Genomic DNA, 19795 nt, shown 5'->3' with positions numbered 1-19795 from the left:
GAAAAGTTCGGCGCCCCGTGGGAACTCCCCGCGGGGCGCCGATCGTTGCAGGATCAGCCGCCCGATCCCTGCGGCCGCGACGCACCTTGACTCCTGAACAGTGGAATCGGCGGAAGGCCGAACGCCCCCTACACGTCCCCGAGTTCGGAGGCGTACGGCGGTTCCGCCCCCGCCCGGGAGCAGGTGATCGCGGCTGCCCGCGCCGCGAATCGCAGCAGCCTCGTCCAGCCGTCGGCGCCCAGTCCCAGGAGCGCCTCGGCGGACAGGGCGTCCCGGACGGACAGGCCGTGCAGGAGTGCCGCATTCACCGTGTCACCGGCCCCGATCGTGTCGACGACGTCGACCTTCTCGCCCGGCACGGAGTGCTCCGAGCCGTCCCGGGTGAACGCGGTCAGACCGTCACCGCCCCGAGTGATCACGACGGCCGAGGGTCCCGCGGCCAGCCACTCGTGCGGGGTGCCCCCCAGCCACTGCGCGTCCTCCTCGGAGAGCTTGAGCAGGGCCACCGACGGCAGCCAGCTCTTGAACCGGGCCCGGTAGGCGTCCGGATCGGGGATCAGCCCGGCCCGGATGTTCGGGTCGAGCGCGGTGAACACGCCCTGCGCGGCGGCGGTCCGCATCAGCTCCTCGTAGGCGCTCGCCCCCGGCTCCAGGACGAGCGAGCAGGTGCCGAAGGACACCGCGCGCGTACCGGCGGGAAGGGCGGCGGGGGCCGTGAACAGCCGGTCGGCGGTGCCCTCGACATAGAAGGAGTAGGCGGCCGAGCCGCTCGCGTCGATCGTGGCGACCGCCAGAGTGGTCGGTTCCGGCCCGCGCTGCACCGCCGACACGTCCACCGACGTCCGGCGCAGCCCGTCGAGCAGGGCCTCGCCGAACGCGTCGGACGACGTACGGGAGCAGAAGGCGGCGGGGGAGCCGAGGCGGCCGAGGGCGACGGCCGTGTTGTACGGGCCGCCGCCGAGCGCGGGCGTCAGTCCCGCCAGGGCTCCCGTGCCCTGCGGTACCAGGTCGATGAGAGCCTCACCGGCGACGACGATCACGAACGTGTTCCTTTCTCGGGCTCGCGGGGCTCTCCCGCGGTACGGGCACAGGCGGCGGAGAGGGCAACCGCCCCTCGGGCAGCCCCTGTCGGGTGCTCCCGGCCTGTTCGGGCAACCGCCGTCGTGACACCCCGGCGACTTCGGCCGGCCGCCGGAGCAGCTCGGCCCCCTCCGGCAGCGGTCATCCGGACACCACCGCCTCCTCGGGGCACCCGCACGACGTGCGGTGCACGAGGGCGCAGGGCAGGCGGACCGTCCGGGCCGGCCGGTCCGGATCGGCCAGGCGCTCCAGGAGCACCCGCACCGCCCGGGCGCCGATCTCCTTGCTGGGCTGGGCGATCGCGGTGAGCCGAGGGGAGAAGAGGTCGGCCCAGGCGAAGTCGTCGAAGCAGCACAGGGCGACGTCGCCGGGCACGGTGAGGCCGTGGTCGCGCAGGGCGCGCAGCGCGCCGATGGTCATCGCGTTGTTGGCGGTGACGAGCGCCGTCGGCGGTTCGGGCAGGGCCAGCAGCGCCGCGGTGGCCCGCTCGGCACCGGCCGACGCGGAGTCGCCGTGGACCACGAGCCGTTCGTCGTACGGCAGCCCGGCGGCCGCGAGCCCGCCACGGTACCCGGCGACCCGCTCACCGCTGGTGCTGAGCCCGGGCAGCCCCGCCACCAGCCCGATCCGCCGGTGGCCGAGCACGGCGAGATGGGCGACCAGCTCGCTCATCGGCGCCGTGTTCTCGGCGCAGACCTGGTCGAAGGGCGGCGCGGTGTCGACGACACGGTCGAGGAGCACCGTGGGGACGGCATGGCGGCCGAGGTAGGCCAGCAGCTCCCCGGGGTCCGCGGAGGGCGCGACGATCATGCCGTCCACCCGCCGCTCGTGCAGCAGCTGGACGACCTTGCGTTCATGGGCGGGGTCGTCGTGCGGATCGGCGATCAGCAGGCTGTAGCCGCGCTCCAGGACCTCCGCCTCGACGCCCTGGAGGATCTCCGTGAAGTACGGATTGGTGATCGCCGACACCGCGAGCCCGATGGAGCGGGTGCGGGAGGTCACCAGGGAGCGGGCCAGGGTGTTGGGTGTGTAGCCGAGCTCGTCGATGGCGTCCAGGACGGCCTGGCGGGTGTGCGGGAGCACCGGTCGGGTGTCGTTGAGCACGTGCGAGACGGTCGCCACGGACACGCCCGCACAGCGTGCGACATCGGCCATGGTCGGCATGACGCTCCTCCTGGACAGCCCTCGGGCGACACGCCTCGGCGGACACCGCTCAGGCCAGGAACGTATCTCATCCGTCGCCTGACGTAAACGCTTGCGCAAGCGTTTACGTCAGGCGGATCCCAGGCGGCTCACTCCCAGTCCCAGCCGATCCCCACGATCCCCGTCCGCACCCGCGGCTCGACGATGTGCACCGACCGGTGCGTCCCGGTGAGCGCCAGTTCCTGGCGCCCGCTGCGCGGGGCCGCCGCCGAGTGCTGGGTGAACCTGTGGCAGCGGGCCGGCAGGGCGCTCTCGTCGAAGCGCACCTGGAGCGCGTACTGCCCGCCGGACGGGCCGAACCCGCGGATGTACTCGCGGGAGACACCCGCCGTGCCGTCCTCGACGCCGTAGCGGAACAGAAAGGTGTCGCCGGCCCGCAGCCGGGTGTCGAACAGCAGCTCGGCCACGAACACGCCGGTCCCGTGGTGGGAGCGGACGCGTCCCGTGCGGCAGTTCTCCAGGGCATGCACCTGCATGCGCTCCGGCACGCACCCCGGGTCGCCGTGGTGCACGGCCACGAACCGGTCGACGCCGTCCTGGTGGGCGCGCACGATGTGGTGCGACTCGCGCCCGAGAAGCTCCCGGCGTCCCCCTATCCGTACCCGCTCGTGGTGCCCGAGGGTGTGCAGCCCGCCGTCCGGCGGTGAGTCCAGCTCGGCCAGCAGCCGCTCCAGTACGCCGGAGGCCTCGACCAGGGAACGGTAGGAGCGGACGGCGGGGCGCTGGCCGGCCGCGTGCGCGTCAGCCTCGGCGAGAAGCCGGATCAGTGACTCCTCCGGCAGCTGGAGGATCTCCTCCAGGGCCCGCACCGCGCGCAGCGACTCGGGGCGCTGGGGGCGGCGCGCACCCTGCTGCCAGTAACTCAGGCTGGTCACGCCGACCTTGACCCCGTAGCGCGACAGATGGTGCTGCACGCGCTGGAGCGGCAGTCCGCGGGCGGCTATCGCCGCCCGCAGGGCGACATGGAAGGGGCCGCCTCGCAGGGCCGTGTCCAGTTCCGCGTCGGCGACGGCGGAGACGTCCCCGTGCTGTGTGGCGTGCGGCATGCAGGGGCCTTTCTGTGTGGTCACGACGGCTGGTCAGACCGTTCGTGCGGATTCGCACCGGGATCGGGGCGTCTTCACATCCGTACGCCGTTCTTCACGATCCCGAGTTCCCCCGCATTGAAGCGTGTTGACCAAGTCCCGACAACACCTCATGCCCAACAGTCACGCGCTCCTGGCCGGGATACGGCCTGGAGAAGTCAAGTCGGCGCGCCCGAGCCGTCGTTGCCCAGTACGTCTCTGATCGCCCGTGCGCAGAGCGCGGACTTGTGAAGAAGGCCGCGCGCCGGGCCGGCGGCCACGAGTTCCTCGAAGTCGTCCGGGGAGTGTGTGGAGATCAGGATGATCACGGACGTGACATTGCCGGCGAGCTCCGCCGCGACTACGCGGGCATCGAGGACGCCCTGCTCGACCATGTCGCCGTGTTCGCATCGGGGAGCCCCACCCGGACCTCGGGCCGTGCGGCGGACGCCCACATCGCCCTCGTACGGGCCATCGAGGCCGCCGAACGCGAGGGCGCGGAGCCGGCGATCCTGCACGGTCCACGAACTCTTCACGGCCCGGCGCCGCGACGACCCCCTGTCCCACCTCAGCTCCCGTGAGAGTGAGGTCCTGGCCCTCATGGCAGAGGACCGCTCCAACGGAGGACACGGACGGTCATCGCCGGGTCCTGGCCGTCCTGACGTTCCTGGAGTCCAGGTCGAGGTCGCCCGGCCCTCGTCCCCGGCTCGTCACCGGCCCCGTCGGACTGTCAGCCCCCGCCAGTAGGGTGGGAGACATGGCCGACCCCTCCAGTTACCGCCCCAGGCCGGGACAGATCCCGGACTCTCCCGGGGTCTACCGATTCCGCGACGAGCACCGCCGGGTGATCTACGTCGGAAAGGCGAAGAGCCTGCGCCAGCGCCTGGCGAACTACTTCCAGGACCTGGCGAGCCTGCACCCCCGCACCCGCACGATGGTGACCACGGCCGCGTCCGTGGAGTGGACGGTGGTGTCCACGGAGGTCGAGGCCCTGCAGCTGGAGTACTCCTGGATCAAGGAGTACGACCCCCGGTTCAACGTCAAGTACCGCGACGACAAGAGCTACCCGTACCTCGCGGTGACGATGAACGAGGAGTTCCCGCGCGTACAGGTGATGCGCGGTCACAAGAAGAAGGGCGTCAGGTACTTCGGGCCCTACGGACACGCGTGGGCGATCCGCGACACCGTCGACCTCCTGCTGCGTGTCTTCCCCGTCCGCACCTGCTCCGCCGGCGTGTTCAAGAACGCCGCCCGCACCGGCCGCCCCTGCCTCCTCGGCTACATCGGAAAGTGCTCCGCGCCCTGCGTGGGCCGCGTCTCCGCCGACGAGCACCGCGAACTCGCCGAGGACTTCGGCGACTTCATGGCAGGCCGGACCGGGACGTATCTGCGCCGCCTGGAGAAGCAGATGACGGAGGCGGCCGAGGAGATGGAGTACGAGCGGGCGGCCCGCCTGCGCGACGACATCGAGGCCCTGAAGAAGGCCATGGAGAAGAGCGCCGTCGTGCTCGCCGACGCGACCGACGCCGACCTCATCGCGGTCGCCGAGGACGAGCTCGAAGCCGCCGTGCAGATCTTCCACGTCCGCGGCGGACGCGTGCGCGGCCAGCGTGGCTGGGTCACCGACAAGGTCGAGGAGATCACCACAGGCGCCCTCGTCGAGCACGCCCTCCAGCAGCTCTACGGCGAGGAGAGCGGGGACTCCGTCCCCAAGGAGGTCCTCGTCCCGGCCCTGCCCGACCCCGTCGAGCCGGTCCAGGAGTGGCTCACCGGCCGCCGGGGTTCGAACGTCTCGCTGCGCATCCCGCAGCGCGGCGACAAGAAGGCGCTGATGGAGACCGTGCAGCGCAACGCCCTGCAGACCCTCGCGCTGCACAAGACCAAGCGTGCCTCCGACCTGACCACGCGCTCGCGCGCGCTGGAGGAGATCGCCGGGGCCCTCGACCTGGACAGCGCGCCGCTGCGGATCGAGTGCTTCGACATCTCGCACCTCCAGGGCGACGACGTCGTGGCCTCCATGGTCGTCTTCGAGGACGGTCTGCAGCGCAAGAGCGAGTACCGCCGCTTCCAGATCAAGGGCTTCGAGGGCCAGGACGACGTCCGCTCGATGCACGAGGTGATCAGCCGCCGCTTCCGGCGCTATCTCGCCGAGAAGGAGAAGACCGGCGAGTGGGTGGAGGACGGCCACGAGGACGGCCTCGCCGGTGAGCCCGGCAACGGCCTCAAGGAGGACGACGGCCGCCCCAAGAAGTTCGCCTACCCGCCCCAGCTCCTCGTCGTCGACGGCGGACAGCCCCAGGTCGCCGCGGCCAAGAAGGCCCTGGACGAGCTCGGCATCGACGACATCGCCGTCTGCGGCCTCGCCAAGCGCCTGGAGGAGGTCTGGCTGCCCGACGAGGACGACCCGGTGGTCCTGCCCCGCACCAGCGAGGGCCTCTATCTGCTCCAGCGCGTCCGCGACGAGGCCCACCGCTTCGCGATCACCTACCAGCGCGCCAAGCGGGCCAAGCGGTTCCGGGCGAGCCCCCTGGACGACGTCCCGGGCCTCGGTGAGACACGCAAGCAGGCGCTTCTCAAACATTTCGGCTCGTTGAAGAAACTTCGATCTGCCACCATCGACCAGATCTGCGAGGTCCCCGGCATAGGCCGCAAAACGGCAGAGACCATCGCCGTGGCCCTCGCCCAGGCGGCACCCGCCGCGCCCGCGGTGAACACAGCTACTGGAGAGATCATGGAAGAGGAACCCGACACCATGGGTTCCGGTGGGGAGCCCGTGACGGCGGGCACCCCGGACGAACGACGGGGGCAGGAGACATGAGTGTGAACGAGAACGAAGGCCAACAGAGCCAAGACGGAGACGGAGCACAAGTGAGCACGGGCACGACCGGCGAGCCCGCCGGACTCCCCGAGGCGGCCATCCCCGAGCTGGTGATCATCTCCGGCATGTCCGGAGCCGGCCGGTCGACCGCCGCCAAGTGTCTGGAGGACCTCGGCTGGTTCGTCGTCGACAACCTGCCGCCCGCGCTGATCCCCACCATGGTGGAGCTCGGCGCCCGCTCCCAGGGCAACGTCGCCCGGATCGCGGTCGTCGTCGACGTCCGCGGCCGCCGCTTCTTCGACAACCTGCGCGAATCCCTCGCCGACCTCGAGGCCAAGCACGTCACCCGGCGGATCGTCTTCCTGGAGTCCTCCGACGAGGCCCTGGTCCGCCGCTTCGAGTCGGTGCGCCGCCCGCATCCCCTCCAGGGCGACGGCCGCATCGTCGACGGCATCGACGCCGAGCGCGAGCTGCTGCGCGAGCTGCGCGGCGACGCCGACCTGGTCATCGACACCTCCAGCCTCAACGTCCACGAGCTGCGCGCCAAGATGGACGCCCAGTTCGCCGGCGAGGAGGAGCCCGAGCTGCGGGCCACCGTCATGTCCTTCGGCTTCAAGTACGGCCTCCCGGTCGACGCCGACCTGGTCGTGGACATGCGGTTCCTGCCCAACCCGCACTGGGTCCCGGAGCTGCGCCCCTTCACCGGCCTCAACGAGGAGGTGTCGGCGTACGTCTTCAACCAGCCCGGCGCGAAGGAGTTCATCGACCGCTACTCCGAGCTGCTCCAGCTCATCGCCGCCGGCTACCGCCGCGAGGGCAAGCGGTACGTGACGATCGCCGTCGGCTGCACCGGCGGCAAGCACCGCTCCGTCGCCACCTCCGAGAAGCTCGCCGCCCGACTCGCCTCCCAGGGCGTGGAGACGGTGGTCGTACACCGGGACATGGGACGGGAATGACAGGACGTTCTCCGCGGCTGAGCAGGCTGCGCCGGGTCGTGCCCGAGGGACGCGCGACCCGCCCCGTGGAGGCCCGCGGCGCCAAGCCGCGCCGCCGCGGCGCCCAGCCCAAGGTCGTCGCGCTCGGCGGCGGCATGGGCCTGTCCGCCTCGCTCGCCGCACTGCGCCGGATCACCGGCGACCTCACCGCCGTCGTCACCGTGGCCGACGACGGCGGCTCCAGCGGGCGGCTCCGCGACGAGCTGGGCGTACTGCCGCCCGGCGATCTGCGCAAGGCGCTGGCCGCGCTGTGCGGCGACGACGACTGGGGCCAGACCTGGGCCCGTGTCATCCAGCACCGCTTCCAGTCCAAGGGCGACCTGCATGACCACGCGGTCGGCAACGTGCTGATCGTCGCCCTGTGGGAGCAGCTCGGCGACCCTGTCCAGGCCCTCGACCTGGTCGGCAGGCTGCTGGGCGCGCACGGCCGGGTGCTGCCCATGTCCGCCGTACCCCTGGAGCTCCAGGCCCTGGTCAAGGGGCATGACCCGGAGCGGCCCGAGGACGTGGACACCGTCCGGGGACAGGCGACCGTCGCCCTCACCCCCGGCGAGGTGCAGTCCGTGCACGTCGTCCCGCACGACCCGCCCGCCGTCCCCGAGGCCGTCGCCGCCGTCCTCGACGCGGACTGGGTGGTGCTCGGACCCGGCTCCTGGTTCTCCTCGGTCATCCCGCATCTGCTGGTGCCCGAACTCCTGGACGCCCTCACCCAGACGAAGGCGCGCCGGGTGCTCTCGCTGAACCTCGCACCGCAGCCCGGAGAAACCGATGGCTTCTCCCCGCAGCGTCATTTGGAGGTTTTGGGACGACACGCCCCTAAACTCGCCCTGGACGTGGTGCTGGCCGACCAGGCCGCCGTGCCCGACCGCGATTCCCTGACCGATGCCGCCAAGCGGTTCGGTGCCGCGGTCGAGCTGGCGCCGGTGGCCCGGCCCGATGGGACCCCGAGGCACGACCCGGAGCTGTTGGCCGCCGCGTACGACCGTATTTTTCGGATGCATGGAAGGATCGGCCCATGGCGATGACGGCAGCGGTGAAGGATGAGATCTCCCGGCTCCCCGTCACCCGTACCTGCTGCAGAAAGGCGGAGGTCTCCGCCATTCTGCGGTTCGCCGGCGGCCTCCACCTGGTGAGCGGGCGCATCGTGATCGAGGCGGAGCTGGACACCGCGATGGCGGCCCGTCGGCTCAAGCGGGACATCCTGGAGATCTTCGGCCACAGCTCCGAGCTGATCGTGATGGCTCCGGGCGGACTGCGCCGCGGTTCGCGTTACGTGGTGCGCGTGGTCGCCGGTGGTGACCAGCTGGCCCGGCAGACCGGCCTGGTCGACGGCCGGGGGCGCCCGATCCGCGGTCTGCCCCCGCAGGTCGTCTCCGGGGCCACCTGCGATGCCGAGGCCGCCTGGCGCGGGGCCTTCCTGGCGCACGGCTCCCTGACCGAGCCCGGTCGTTCCTCCTCGCTGGAGGTGACCTGCCCGGGTCCGGAGGCCGCGCTCGCCCTGGTCGGCGCCGCTCGTCGGCTCTCCATCGCCGCGAAGGCCCGCGAGGTGCGCGGGGTGGACCGGGTGGTCGTCCGCGACGGCGACGCGATCGGGGCGCTGCTCACCCGGCTCGGCGCCCATGAGTCGGTGCTGGCCTGGGAGGAGCGCCGGATGCGGCGCGAGGTGCGGGCCACGGCGAACCGTCTCGCCAACTTCGACGACGCCAACCTGCGTCGCTCGGCGCGTGCTGCCGTCGCCGCCGGTGCCCGGGTCCAGCGCGCGCTGGAGATCCTCGGCGACGAGGTCCCCGAGCACCTCGCGGCCGCCGGACGCCTGCGCATGGATCACAAGCAGGCCTCCCTGGAGGAGCTCGGTGCGCTCGCCGACCCGCCGCTGACCAAGGACGCCGTCGCCGGCCGGATCCGCCGACTGCTGGCGATGGCCGACAAGCGGGCCCAGGATCTCGGCATTCCGGGCACGGAATCCAGCATCACCGAGGAGATGGCCGACAACTTCGTGGGCTGACTCACCGTCACCACGCCGGTGCCGATACTCCATCGGAGTGTCGGCACCGGCGTTTGTCCGTCCTTGAGGCCCCCTTGACTGGATCATGAACTGTCATGAGCCTGGCATCTGTTCGCTGCTGTGGCGGACACACGCAAGGGGGGCACATGAGACGAAGAGCGAGACCGATCCTCGCTGTCGGCGCACTCCTCCTGGGCGGTGCGGGCATCGCACCCATCGCCCAGGCGGCGGAGAGCGCGGGCTCTCCCGATCCCGACGAGATCAAGGTCTTCCGGGCCGAGGTCACCAATCAGCAGGTACCCCTGCTGCTGGCGGCCGGGCAGGACAGCCACGAACTGAGTGAGCAGGTACCCGCCAAGGGCACCGCGACCGTCGAGGTCTACCTGACCGACCAACAGGCGGACAAGCTCGAGAAACAGGGCGTCGACCTCACCGAGCACACCCTGTCCGCCAAGGCGGAGAAGCGTGTCGAGGCGGCCGCCGACGGTGTGTACCGCCCGTACAGCGGAGCCGGGAACATCAAGGAGGAGATCCTCCGCACCGGCCAGCAGAACCCCGGCCTCACCAAGGTCGTCTCCATCGGCAAGACGGTCAACGGCCAGGACATCCTCGCGCTCAAGCTCACCAAGAACGCGAAGAAGACCAAGGACGGCGCCAAGCCCTCCGTGCTGTACATGTCCAACCAGCACGCGCGCGAGTGGATCACGCCGGAGATGACCAGACGGCTGCTCCACCACTACGTCGACAACTACAAGTCCGACAAGCGCATCAAGAAGATCGTCGACTCGACCGAGCTGTGGTTCGTCATCTCGGCCAACCCCGACGGCTACGACTACACCTTCCAGGGCGACGACTCCCGTCTGTGGCGCAAGAACCTGCGGGACAACAACGCCGACGGCACCATCGCCGTCGGCGACGGCGTCGACCTCAACCGCAACTTCTCCTACAAGTGGGGCTACGACAACGAGGGTTCGTCACCCACCCCCACCAGCGAGACCTACCGCGGCACGAGCCCGGGCTCCGAGCCCGAGACCAAGGCCATCGACGCCTTCCAGAAGCGGATCGGCTTCACGTACGGCATCAACTATCACTCCGCCGCCGAGCTTCTCCTCTACGGCGTCGGCTGGCAGGTGGCCACCGACACGCCGGACGACGTCCTCTACAAATCCCTCGCCGGCACCCCGGAGAACTCCGCGATCCCCGGCTACCGGCCCCAGGTCTCCTCGGAGCTGTACACCACCAACGGCGAGGCGGACGGCCACGCGTCGAACGTCAACGGGCTGGCGATGTTCACCCCCGAGATGTCGACCTGTCAGACCGCGTCGGACCTCTACCCCGACGACCAGTGGAACGCGGCCGACTGCCAGTCGGTCTTCAACTTCCCGGACGACGAGAAGCTGATCCAGCAGGAGTTCGAGAAGAACATCCCGTTCGCGCTCTCCGTCGCCGAGTCCGCGGCCCGGCCCGACCAGCCGAAGTCCTCGCTCGGACTGAAGGCCGCCGACTTCACCCCGAAGACGTTCACCACGTCGTACTCGCGCGGCGCGGACCAGGAGGTCTCCGTCGTCGCCCGCAAGTCCGTGCGCGACAAGGAGCTCAAGTACCGCGTCAACGGCGGCCGTGTCGAGGACATGGCGCTCAGGGCCTGGAAGGGCGGAGAGACGTTCGGCGGTGACGACAACCTCTACTTCGACGAGTACCGCGCCAAGGTCGCCGACGGCGACCCGGGCGACAAGGTCGAGGTGTGGTTCACCGGCGAGACGCGGAGCGGGAAGCGCACCTCCAGCGAGCACTTCACGTACACCGTGGCCGCGCGGCCGCGCGCGGACGTGCTCGTGGTCGCCGAGGAGGGCGCGGCCGCCACACAGGCGCAGACCTACGTCGACGCCCTGAAGGCCAACGGCCGCAAGGCGATCGTCTGGGACGTCGCCACCCAGGGCACGCCCGACGCGCTCGGCGTCCTGGACCACTTCAGGACGGTCGTCCACTACACCGGCGCGAGCGTCCCGGGCAACGCCACCCAGCTCCAGCTGCGGGCCTTCCTCAACGAGGGCGGCAAGCTGATCGAGGCCGGCGAGCGGGCCGGCGGCAACGTCGACCTCGGCGGCGGCACCCTGTCGAACGACTTCAGCCAGTACTACCTGGGCGCCTACACCCGTACGTCCCTGCCGGGCACCACCGCCTTCCAGGGCGTCGGCAAACTCGCCGGAGCCGGCGGAGCGCTCGGCGCGGCCCCGGGCAACCCGCTCGACACGGCCGGGTCGTTCAGCGTCACCTCGGACACCCTGCCGGTCGCCACGTTCCCGCAGTTCGCGAGCGCGGGCGGCGGCACCTACCCCGGCACGGCCAACCCGTACGGGCCCTACGAAGGCGCCTCCATGGCGGCCGTCACGCACAGCGACTACGCCTGGAACCGCCTCACCCGCACCATCGACCTCACCTCGGTGACCGCCGCCCAGGCACCCACGCTCAGCACCCGGCTGCTGTGGAGCACCGAGGAGGGCTACGACCACGCCGTCCTGGAGGCCCACACGGCCGGGGCCGACGACTGGACCACGCTCCCGGACAGGAACGGCAAAACCAGCACCGCCGTGCCCGCGGAGTGCGACGCCGGGTACTTCATCGCGGCCCATCCCGCACTCAAGCGGTATCTGACCCTCGGCGACGGCGGCTGCACGGCCTCCGGCACCAGCGGCCAGTGGAACAGCTTCACCGGGGCGTCGCCCGGCTGGCAGGAGGTCTCCTTCGACCTCTCCGCGTACGCCGGCAAGAGGGTCGAGGTCTCCCTCAGCTACATCACCGACCCCGGATCCGGCGGCCGCGGCGTCCTCGCCGACAACGCGTCCGTGGTGATCGGCGGCAACGCCGTCGAGACCGAGGGCTTCGAGACGTCGCTCGGTGCCTGGAGCGTCCCCGGACCGCCCGCGGGCAGCCCGGCGGTCGTCAAGGACTGGGGGCGCTCCGGAGAGCTGTTCAAGACGTACGGCGCGGTCACCACGGATGACACCGTGCTCCTGGGCTTCGGCCTGGAACACGTCACCGCGGCGGCCGACCGCACGACCCTGCTCGGCAAGGCGCTCGCGGCTCTCGGAAAGTGAACACACCGGTCAACGGTGACTGACTCTCCGTAACCAATTCGAGCGACAGGGCCTTCCGGCCCGGGCGGTCCGTACCCCTACTGGCGGGTACGGACCGCCTGCCCGTGTATGCGGCATCTCGATGTCACTGCGGGAGCTTGTGGGAGGTAGGGTCGTAGGCGGTCGGGGACATCCCAAACAGAGCTCGCCGGCATCGCATAGCCGGCGTACCAACGAGGAGATCGGTTCGTGACGATCCGCGTAGGCATCAACGGCTTCGGTCGTATTGGTCGCAACTACTTCCGCGCACTGCTGGAGCAGGGTGCTGACATCGAGATCGTGGCTGTCAACGACCTGGGTGACACTGCGACCACCGCTCACCTGCTGAAGTACGACACCATCCTGGGCCGTCTCAAGGCCGAGGTCTCGCACACCGCCGACACCATCACGGTCGACGGCCACACCATCAAGGTGCTCTCCGAGCGCAACCCCGCGGACATCCCGTGGGGCGAGCTGGGCGTCGACATCGTCATCGAGTCGACCGGCATCTTCACGAAGAAGGCCGACGCCGAGAAGCACATCGCCGGTGGCGCCAAGAAGGTCCTCATCTCGGCTCCGGCCAAGGACGAGGACATCACCATCGTGATGGGCGTCAACCAGGACAAGTACGACGCGGCCAACCACCACGTCATCTCCAACGCCTCCTGCACCACCAACTGTGTGGCGCCGATGGCCAAGGTTCTGGACGAGAACTTCGGCATCGTCAAGGGCCTGATGACGACGGTCCACGCGTACACCAACGACCAGCGCATCCTGGACTTCCCGCACTCGGACCTGCGTCGCGCCCGCGCCGCCGCCGAGAACATCATCCCGACCACGACGGGTGCCGCCAAGGCCACCGCCCTGGTCCTCCCGCAGCTCAAGGGCAAGCTCGACGGCATCGCGATGCGTGTCCCGGTCCCGACCGGCTCGGCCACCGACCTGGTCGTGACGCTGCAGCGCGAGGTCACCAAGGACGAGGTCAACGCCGCGTTCAAGAAGGCCTCCGACGACGGCGACCTCAAGGGCTTCCTCACCTACACCGAGGACCCGATCGTCTCCTCGGACATCGTCGGCGACCCGTCGTCCTGCACCTTCGACTCCTCCCTGACCATGGTCCAGGAGGGCAACACGGTGAAGATCCTCGGCTGGTACGACAACGAGTGGGGCTACTCCAACCGACTTGTCGACCTCACGGTCTTCGTCGGCAACCAGCTCTGACCGACAGAGCAGGCACGTTGATGTGAGAGCAGGGCTCGGGCGGCGCAACGACGCGCCGCTCGGGCCCTGACTCACGTACAGACCAGCCCTCTTAGGATCACGAGCACCACCAGTCCTCTCGGGAGCCCTCTCAATGAAGACGATCGACGAACTTCTCGCCGAAGGCGTCGCAGGCAAGCGGGTCTTCGTCCGCGCCGACCTGAACGTGCCGCTGGACGGCACCACGATCACCGACGACGGCCGGATCCGCGCCGTGCTGCCCACCGTCAAGGCACTGGCCGAGGCGGGCGCCCGCGTGGTCGTCGCCTCCCACCTGGGCCGCCCCAAGGGCGCCCCGGACCCGGCCTTCTCCCTCGCTCCCGCCGCCGCGCGCCTCGGTGAACTCCTCGGCGCCGACGTGGCCTTCGCGACCGACACCGTCGGCGAGTCCGCCACGGCCACCGTCGCCGGCCTCGCCGACGGCCGGGTCGCGGTCGTGGAGAACCTGCGCTTCAACGCCGGCGAGACGTCCAAGGACGACGCCGAGCGCGGTGCCTTCGCCGACCAGCTCGCCGCCCTCGCCGACGTGTACGTGGGCGACGGCTTCGGCGCGGTGCACCGCAAGCACGCCTCGGTCTTCGACCTTCCGGCCCGCCTGCCGCACTACGCCGGCCACCTCATCGCCACCGAGGTCGGCGTCCTGAAGAAGCTCACCGACGACGTCCAGCGGCCCTACGTGGTCGTGCTCGGCGGTGCCAAGGTCTCCGACAAGCTCGCCGTCATCGACCAGTTGCTCGGCAAGGCCGACCGCATCCTCATCGGCGGCGGCATGGCCTTCACCTTCCTCAAGGCCAAGGGCCACGAGGTCGGCGCCTCCCTCCTCCAGGAGGACCAGATCCCGGCGGTCCTGGAGTACATCGAGCGCGCCGAGAAGACCGGTGTCGAGCTGGTTCTGCCGGTCGACGCCGTGGTCGCCCCCGCGTTCCCGGACCTGAAGACCAAGGCCCCGGCCGACGCCACCACCGTCGCCGCGGACGCCATCCCGGCCGACCGGATGGGCCTGGACATCGGCCCGGCGTCCGGCAAGCTGTACGCCTCGAAGATCACCGACGCCGCCACCGTCTTCTGGAACGGGCCGATGGGCGTCTTCGAGCACCCCGAATTCGCCGAGGGCACCAAGGCGGTCGCCCAGGCACTCCTCGACTCCCAGGCCTTCACGGTCGTCGGCGGTGGCGACTCCGCCGCGGCCGTTCGCATCCTGGGCTTCGACGAGAACGCGTTCGGCCACATCTCGACCGGCGGCGGCGCCTCCCTCGAATACCTCGAGGGCAAGACGCTCCCCGGCCTCGCCGCACTGGAGGACTGACCCCGCATGACCACTCGCACGCCGATCATGGCGGGTAACTGGAAGATGAACCTCAACCACCTCGAGGCCATCGCGCACGTCCAGAAGCTCGCTTTCGCCCTGGCCGACAAGGACTACGAGGCCGTCGAGGTCGCCGTCCTGCCGCCCTTCACCGATCTGCGCTCCGTGCAGACCCTGGTCGACGGCGACAAGCTCAAGATCAAGTACGGCGCCCAGGACATCTCCGCGCAGGACTCCGGCGCCTACACCGGCGAGATCTCCGGTGCCATGCTCGCCAAGCTGAAGTGCACGTACGTGGCGATCGGCCACTCCGAGCGCCGCCAGTACCACGCCGAGACCGACGAGATCGTCAACGCCAAGGTCAAGGCCGCCTACAAGCACGGGCTGACCCCGATCCTGTGCGTCGGCGAGGAGCTGGACGTCCGCGAGGCGGGCAACCACGTCTCCCACACCCTCGCCCAGGTCGAGGGCGGTCTGAAGGACCTCCCGGCCGAGCAGGCCGAGTCCGTCGTGATCGCCTACGAGCCGGTGTGGGCCATCGGCACCGGCAAGGTCTGCGGCGCCGAGGACGCCCAGGAGGTCTGCGCCGCCATCCGTGGCAAGGTCGCCGAGCTCTACAGCCAGGAGCTGGCCGACCAGGTCCGCATCCAGTACGGCGGCTCCGTGAAGTCCGGCAATGTCGCCGAGATCATGGCGCAGGCCGACATCGACGGTGCGCTCGTGGGCGGTGCGTCGCTCGATGCCGACGAGTTCGTCAAGATCGTGCGCTTCCGCGACCAGTGAGCCGTAGGGGCGCGGCCGGTGTAGAGAGGCCGAGCGCGCGGAGGCCCGAAGGGCTGAGCACGGTCGGCCTCTCGACACCGGATCGGAGCGCCCCGGAGGCGATCCGGCAAGCAGTGAGTATGCGGTAGGCGGGATCCGTCGTACCCTGGCGGGGGCACAGCTCTGAGGCTGTGCCCCTGTCGTCCATCCAGATCCGAGGAAGTTGGTCCAGCCGTGGTTATGGGGTTCTCGATCGCCCTGATCGTCTTCAGCGGCCTGATGATGCTGCTGGTGCTCATGCACAAGGGCAAGGGCGGCGGCCTCTCCGACATGTTCGGTGGCGGTATGCAGTCCTCCGTCGGCGGCTCCTCGGTCGCCGAGCGCAACCTCGACCGGATCACCATCGTGGTCGGTCTGCTGTGGTTCGCGTGCATCATCGTGCTCGGCCTTCTGATGAAGGTGAACAACTGACCGGCACGCACATTCCGTACGTAAGGCCCCATGTTCGGTACGCGCACCTGAGCGCGGCCTATCATGGGGCTTGCGTCTAGGTGTGGGGGCTGTAACTCCAATCACTGGACGCGCGTTGGGCCTTACGTAGACTGAGGCGCTCGCAACGGAGCGAAAACGCCGACTCGCTTCGCGGCACCATCACGCAGGGAGTTACGACCGTGGCAAGTGGCAACGCGATCCGAGGAAGCCGGGTCGGGGCGGGGCCGATGGGCGAGGCCGAGCGTGGCGAGTCCGCGCCACGGCTGCGCATCTCCTTCTGGTGCTCCAACGGGCACGAGACGCAGCCCAGCTTCGCCAGCGACGCGCAGGTTCCCGACACCTGGGACTGTCCGCGCTGCGGCTTCCCCGCCGGACAGGACCGGGACAACCCGCCGGACCCACCGCGCACCGAACCGTACAAGACGCACCTCGCGTACGTACGGGAGCGGCGCAGCGATGCGGACGGCGAGGCGATCCTCGCCGAGGCGCTCGCCAAACTGCGGGGCGAGATCTAGGAATTGACAGCCGGCCGGGCACCGAGAGGTGCCTGGCCGGAGCTGTTCTCACGTTATCCACAGGCCCACCGCGATGTCAGTGGTGACCTCTACGGTTTGGGCATGCCGCAAGGCGTGCTCATCGTGAGGGGGAAGCTGTGGTGACGGTCGAGGCTGCGGGTGTGCGGGTGCCCGCGTGGCGTGGAGGGTTCGGGCGGCTGTGGAGCGCCGCCGTGCTCTCCAGTTTCGGTGACGCGCTGCGTACGGCGGCGCTGCCCCTGCTGGCCGCCACCCTGACCGACGAGCCCCTGGCCATAGCGGCGGTCACCGCCTGCGGCTATCTGCCCTGGATCGTCTTCGGGCTGCTCGGCGGAGCGGTCGCCGACCGGGTGGACCAGCGGCGCGCGATGTGGACGGTGGATGCGCTACGAGGGCTGCTGGTCGCCGGTTTCGCGGCGGCCGTGGCGCTCGGGCAGGCATCCGTCGGGCTGCTGATCGCGCTGGCCTTCGCCCTGACCAGCCTGCAGACCCTCTTCGACAACGCCTCCACCGCCCTGCTGCCCGCGCTGGTGGACGACGAGGCCCTCGGCAGTGCGAACGCCCGGCTGATGACCGGGCAGAAGATCGCCGGCGGTCTGCTCGGCGCCCCCGTCGTACCCCTGCTGCTGGTGGTCGGCGCCCCCGTGCCCTTCGTGGCCGACGCGGCGACCTTCCTGGTGGCGGCGGCGCTGGTGGCCTCCCTGCGGACCGGCGCCCCCACGCGGAAGCCGAGACCGGCGGGCAGCACCCTGCGCCGCGAGATCGCGGAGGGGCTGCGCGCCCTGGCCGGGGACCGGGCCCTGCGCGGGCTGTGCGCGGCAACCGCCCTGTGCAATGTCGGCGTGGGCGCCCTCATCGCCACCATGGTGCTGCTGGTGACCGACTGGATCGGCGCGGGACAAGCCGGGTTCGCGGCGGCGACGACCGCCTACACCGTCGGCTCCCTGGCCGGGGGAGCGCTCAACCGCCGGCTGGTCTCCCGCACCGGACGGGTGCGGGCGATACTGCTCGCCGGCACCGTGCAGATCGGCGCGCTCGTCGTGATGGGGACCGTGCGGAGCCTGACCGCGATGGTGGCGGCGATGGCCGTCTTCGGACTGATGGGCATGGTGTGGAACGTCAACACCACGACCCTCATGCAACAGCGCAGCCCCGCCGACATGCTGGGCCGGGTCAGCTCGGCCTTCCGGACCCTGGCGGTCGCGGGAGCACCCCTGGGCGCGCTCCTCGGCGGTGTCGTCGCCACGGTCTGGGGGCGGGGCACCCCGGCGTTGCTCGCGGCCGGCTTCTTCGTTCTCTCCGTCGCCTCGTTGACACCTGCGCTCAAGCCGGACGTACCTGTTGTCGCACCGCAGGACGGCGCCGCGACAGCTCATGTCACGCGCTGATCAATTAGGTTGGACCAGCTGGCACAGGCACGAAAGAAGGCTGAAGTCGGACATGAACGCAGACGGCCGTACGAGGCTCAACCAGACACCCGAGTGGACCGCTCTGGCCAAGCACCGCGAGGAGCTCGGCGAGGTGCGACTGCGCGAGCTGTTCGCCGCCGACCCGGGTCGCGGCGCCGGATACACGCTCCAGGTCGGGGACCTGCACGTCGACTACTCCAAGCACCTCGTCACCGACGAGACGCTGCGGCTGCTGCGCGAACTGGCCGCCGCCACCGATGTCTTCGGCCTCCGGGACGCCATGTTCCACGGCGAGAAGATCAACACCACCGAGGACCGGGCCGTCCTGCACACCGCGCTGCGGGCCGCCCCGGACGCGGTGGTCGAGGTCGACGGGGAGAACGTGGTCCCGGGCGTGCACGCGGTCCTCGACAAGATGGCCGGCTTCGCCGAGCGCGTCCGCTCCGGGGAGTGGAAGGGGCACACCGGCAGGCGCATCACGAACGTCGTCAACGTCGGCATCGGCGGCTCCGACCTCGGCCCGGCGATGGCGTACGAGGTGCTGCGCAGCTTCACCGACCGCGACCTCACGGTCCGCTTCGTGTCCAACGTGGACGGCGCCGACCTGCACGAGGCGACCCGCGACCTGGACCCGGCCGAGACGCTGTTCATCATCGCCTCCAAGACCTTCACCACCATCGAGACGATCACCAACGCGACCTCGGCACGGCAGTGGCTGCTGGACGCGCTCGGTGACGAGGCCGCCGTCGCCAAGCACTTCGTGGCGCTGTCGACGAATGCCGAGAAGGTCGGCGACTTCGGTATCGACACGGCCAACATGTTCGAGTTCTGGGACTGGGTCGGCGGACGGTACTCGTACGACTCGGCGATCGGGCTGTCCCTGATGATCGCCATCGGCCCGGACCGCTTCCGGGAGATGCTCGACGGGTTCCGGCTCGTCGACGAGCACTTCAGGACCGCGCCCGCCGAGTCCAACGTGCCGCTGCTCCTTGGCCTGTTGGGCATCTGGTACGGCAACTTCCATGACGCCCAGTCGCATGCGGTGCTGCCCTACAGCCACTACCTGTCCAAGTTCACGGCGTACCTCCAGCAGTTGGACATGGAGTCCAACGGCAAGTCCGTGGGCCGGGACGGCGTTCCGGTGGAGTGGCAGACCGGTCCCGTGGTGTGGGGGACGCCGGGGACGAACGGGCAGCACGCGTACTACCAGTTGATCCACCAGGGCACGAAGATGATCCCGGCGGACTTCATCGGCTTCGCCGAACCCGTGGCCGAGCTGAGCGACGAACTCAAGGCGCAGCACGACCTGTTGATGGCGAACTTCTTCGCGCAGACGCAGGCCCTCGCGTTCGGCAAGACACCGGACGAGGTACGGGCCGAGGGGGTGGCCGAGGAACTCGTCGCGCACAAGACGTTCCAGGGCAACCACCCGACCACGACGATCCTCGCGCGCGAGCTGACGCCGTCGGTGCTCGGACAGCTCGTGGCGCTGTACGAGCACAAGGTGTTCGTACAGGGAGCCGTCTGGAACATCGACTCCTTCGACCAGTGGGGAGTGGAGCTCGGCAAGGTCCTCGCCCGGCGCGTGGAACCCGCGCTGACCGAGGGCGCGGACGTTCCGGGTCTCGACGCGTCGACCAAGGCTCTGGTGGCCAAGTACCGGGAGCTGCGCGGCCGTTCGTGACCGCAGATCGCGGAAAGCGGGCGGCGAGGTGCCGTCCGCTTCCCGTAGAATCCCCGACGATCATGGAA

General features: G+C 70.1%; 16 protein-coding genes and 1 pseudogene. 13 read left to right on the top strand and 4 right to left on the bottom strand.

Annotation, left to right across the window (positions count from 1 at the left end; all coding sequences use genetic code 11):
- Positions 1 to 128: 128 nt before the first annotated feature.
- From OG381_RS13960 to OG381_RS13945, 4 genes are all read right to left on the bottom strand, one after another.
- A complete protein-coding gene (locus tag OG381_RS13960) occupies positions 129 to 1040 on the bottom strand; it encodes a carbohydrate kinase family protein (RefSeq protein WP_327716424.1) in 912 nt (303 codons plus the stop codon).
- Between the two features lie 181 nt (positions 1041 to 1221).
- Positions 1222 to 2244 carry a LacI family DNA-binding transcriptional regulator gene (locus tag OG381_RS13955; protein WP_327716423.1) on the bottom strand — a complete coding sequence of 341 codons (1023 nt, stop codon included), beginning with the start codon at positions 2242 to 2244 and terminating at the stop codon, positions 1222 to 1224.
- Positions 2245 to 2372: 128 nt separating this feature from the next.
- Positions 2373 to 3329, bottom strand: coding sequence for a hypothetical protein (locus OG381_RS13950; protein WP_307032222.1), 957 nt, complete (start codon positions 3327 to 3329; stop codon positions 2373 to 2375).
- Positions 3330 to 3526: 197 nt separating this feature from the next.
- Positions 3527 to 3865 (bottom strand): hypothetical protein, encoded by a 339-nt coding sequence (locus OG381_RS13945; protein ID WP_327716422.1) that lies wholly within the window; start codon positions 3863 to 3865, stop codon positions 3527 to 3529.
- 1 nt (position 3866) lies between these two features.
- On the opposite strand from OG381_RS13945, the pseudogene OG381_RS13940 reads away from it, so the two are divergent.
- From OG381_RS13940 to pgi, 13 genes and pseudogenes are all read left to right on the top strand, one after another.
- A pseudogene (locus OG381_RS13940) lies at positions 3867 to 4026 on the top strand (DNA-binding response regulator); the annotation flags it as partial.
- A gap of 78 nt (positions 4027 to 4104) precedes the next feature.
- Positions 4105 to 6165, top strand: coding sequence for an excinuclease ABC subunit UvrC (gene uvrC, locus OG381_RS13935; protein ID WP_327722458.1), 2061 nt, complete (start codon positions 4105 to 4107; stop codon positions 6163 to 6165).
- The gene (gene rapZ / locus OG381_RS13930) at positions 6162 to 7121 is read left to right on the top strand and encodes an RNase adapter RapZ (RefSeq protein WP_307032236.1); all 960 of its coding nucleotides are present in this window, start codon (positions 6162 to 6164) and stop codon (positions 7119 to 7121) included. Before uvrC ends, rapZ begins: the two co-directional genes overlap by 4 nt.
- On the top strand, positions 7118 to 8185 hold the full coding sequence (locus OG381_RS13925; RefSeq protein WP_266828694.1) for a gluconeogenesis factor YvcK family protein: 1068 nt from the start codon (positions 7118 to 7120) through the stop codon (positions 8183 to 8185). Before rapZ ends, OG381_RS13925 begins: the two co-directional genes overlap by 4 nt.
- On the top strand, positions 8176 to 9165 hold the full coding sequence (whiA, locus tag OG381_RS13920) for a DNA-binding protein WhiA (protein ID WP_327716421.1): 990 nt from the start codon (positions 8176 to 8178) through the stop codon (positions 9163 to 9165). Before OG381_RS13925 ends, whiA begins: the two co-directional genes overlap by 10 nt.
- 146 nt (positions 9166 to 9311) lie before the next feature.
- Positions 9312 to 12263 (top strand): M14 family metallopeptidase, encoded by a 2952-nt coding sequence (locus OG381_RS13915; RefSeq protein ID WP_327716420.1) that lies wholly within the window; start codon positions 9312 to 9314, stop codon positions 12261 to 12263.
- Positions 12264 to 12491: 228 nt separating this feature from the next.
- The gene (gene gap, locus OG381_RS13910; RefSeq protein WP_020120076.1) at positions 12492 to 13502 is read left to right on the top strand and encodes a type I glyceraldehyde-3-phosphate dehydrogenase; all 1011 of its coding nucleotides are present in this window, start codon (positions 12492 to 12494) and stop codon (positions 13500 to 13502) included.
- A 133-nt stretch (positions 13503 to 13635) separates the two neighbouring features.
- Positions 13636 to 14847 (top strand): phosphoglycerate kinase, encoded by a 1212-nt coding sequence (locus OG381_RS13905; RefSeq protein ID WP_327716419.1) that lies wholly within the window; start codon positions 13636 to 13638, stop codon positions 14845 to 14847.
- A gap of 6 nt (positions 14848 to 14853) precedes the next feature.
- Complete coding sequence (gene tpiA, locus OG381_RS13900) at positions 14854 to 15630, top strand: triose-phosphate isomerase (protein WP_327716418.1); 777 nt, start codon at positions 14854 to 14856, stop codon at positions 15628 to 15630.
- A 219-nt stretch (positions 15631 to 15849) separates the two neighbouring features.
- Positions 15850 to 16080 (top strand): preprotein translocase subunit SecG, encoded by a 231-nt coding sequence (gene secG / locus OG381_RS13895; RefSeq protein WP_046261782.1) that lies wholly within the window; start codon positions 15850 to 15852, stop codon positions 16078 to 16080.
- A gap of 200 nt (positions 16081 to 16280) precedes the next feature.
- A complete protein-coding gene (locus OG381_RS13890; protein ID WP_003957010.1) occupies positions 16281 to 16616 on the top strand; it encodes an RNA polymerase-binding protein RbpA in 336 nt (111 codons plus the stop codon).
- A 137-nt stretch (positions 16617 to 16753) separates the two neighbouring features.
- A complete protein-coding gene (locus OG381_RS13885) occupies positions 16754 to 18022 on the top strand; it encodes an MFS transporter (protein WP_327716417.1) in 1269 nt (422 codons plus the stop codon).
- Between the two features lie 52 nt (positions 18023 to 18074).
- Positions 18075 to 19727, top strand: coding sequence for a glucose-6-phosphate isomerase (gene pgi, locus OG381_RS13880; protein WP_327716416.1), 1653 nt, complete (start codon positions 18075 to 18077; stop codon positions 19725 to 19727).
- The last annotated feature ends 68 nt before the right edge of the window (positions 19728 to 19795 follow it).

Origin of the sequence: Streptomyces sp. NBC_00490 (assembly GCF_036013645.1) — a bacterium.
Lineage (GTDB): Bacteria > Actinomycetota > Actinomycetes > Streptomycetales > Streptomycetaceae > Streptomyces > Streptomyces canus_F.
Note: the sequence above shows the minus strand (reverse complement) of the source record. Positions and strands in the feature narration are given on the sequence as shown.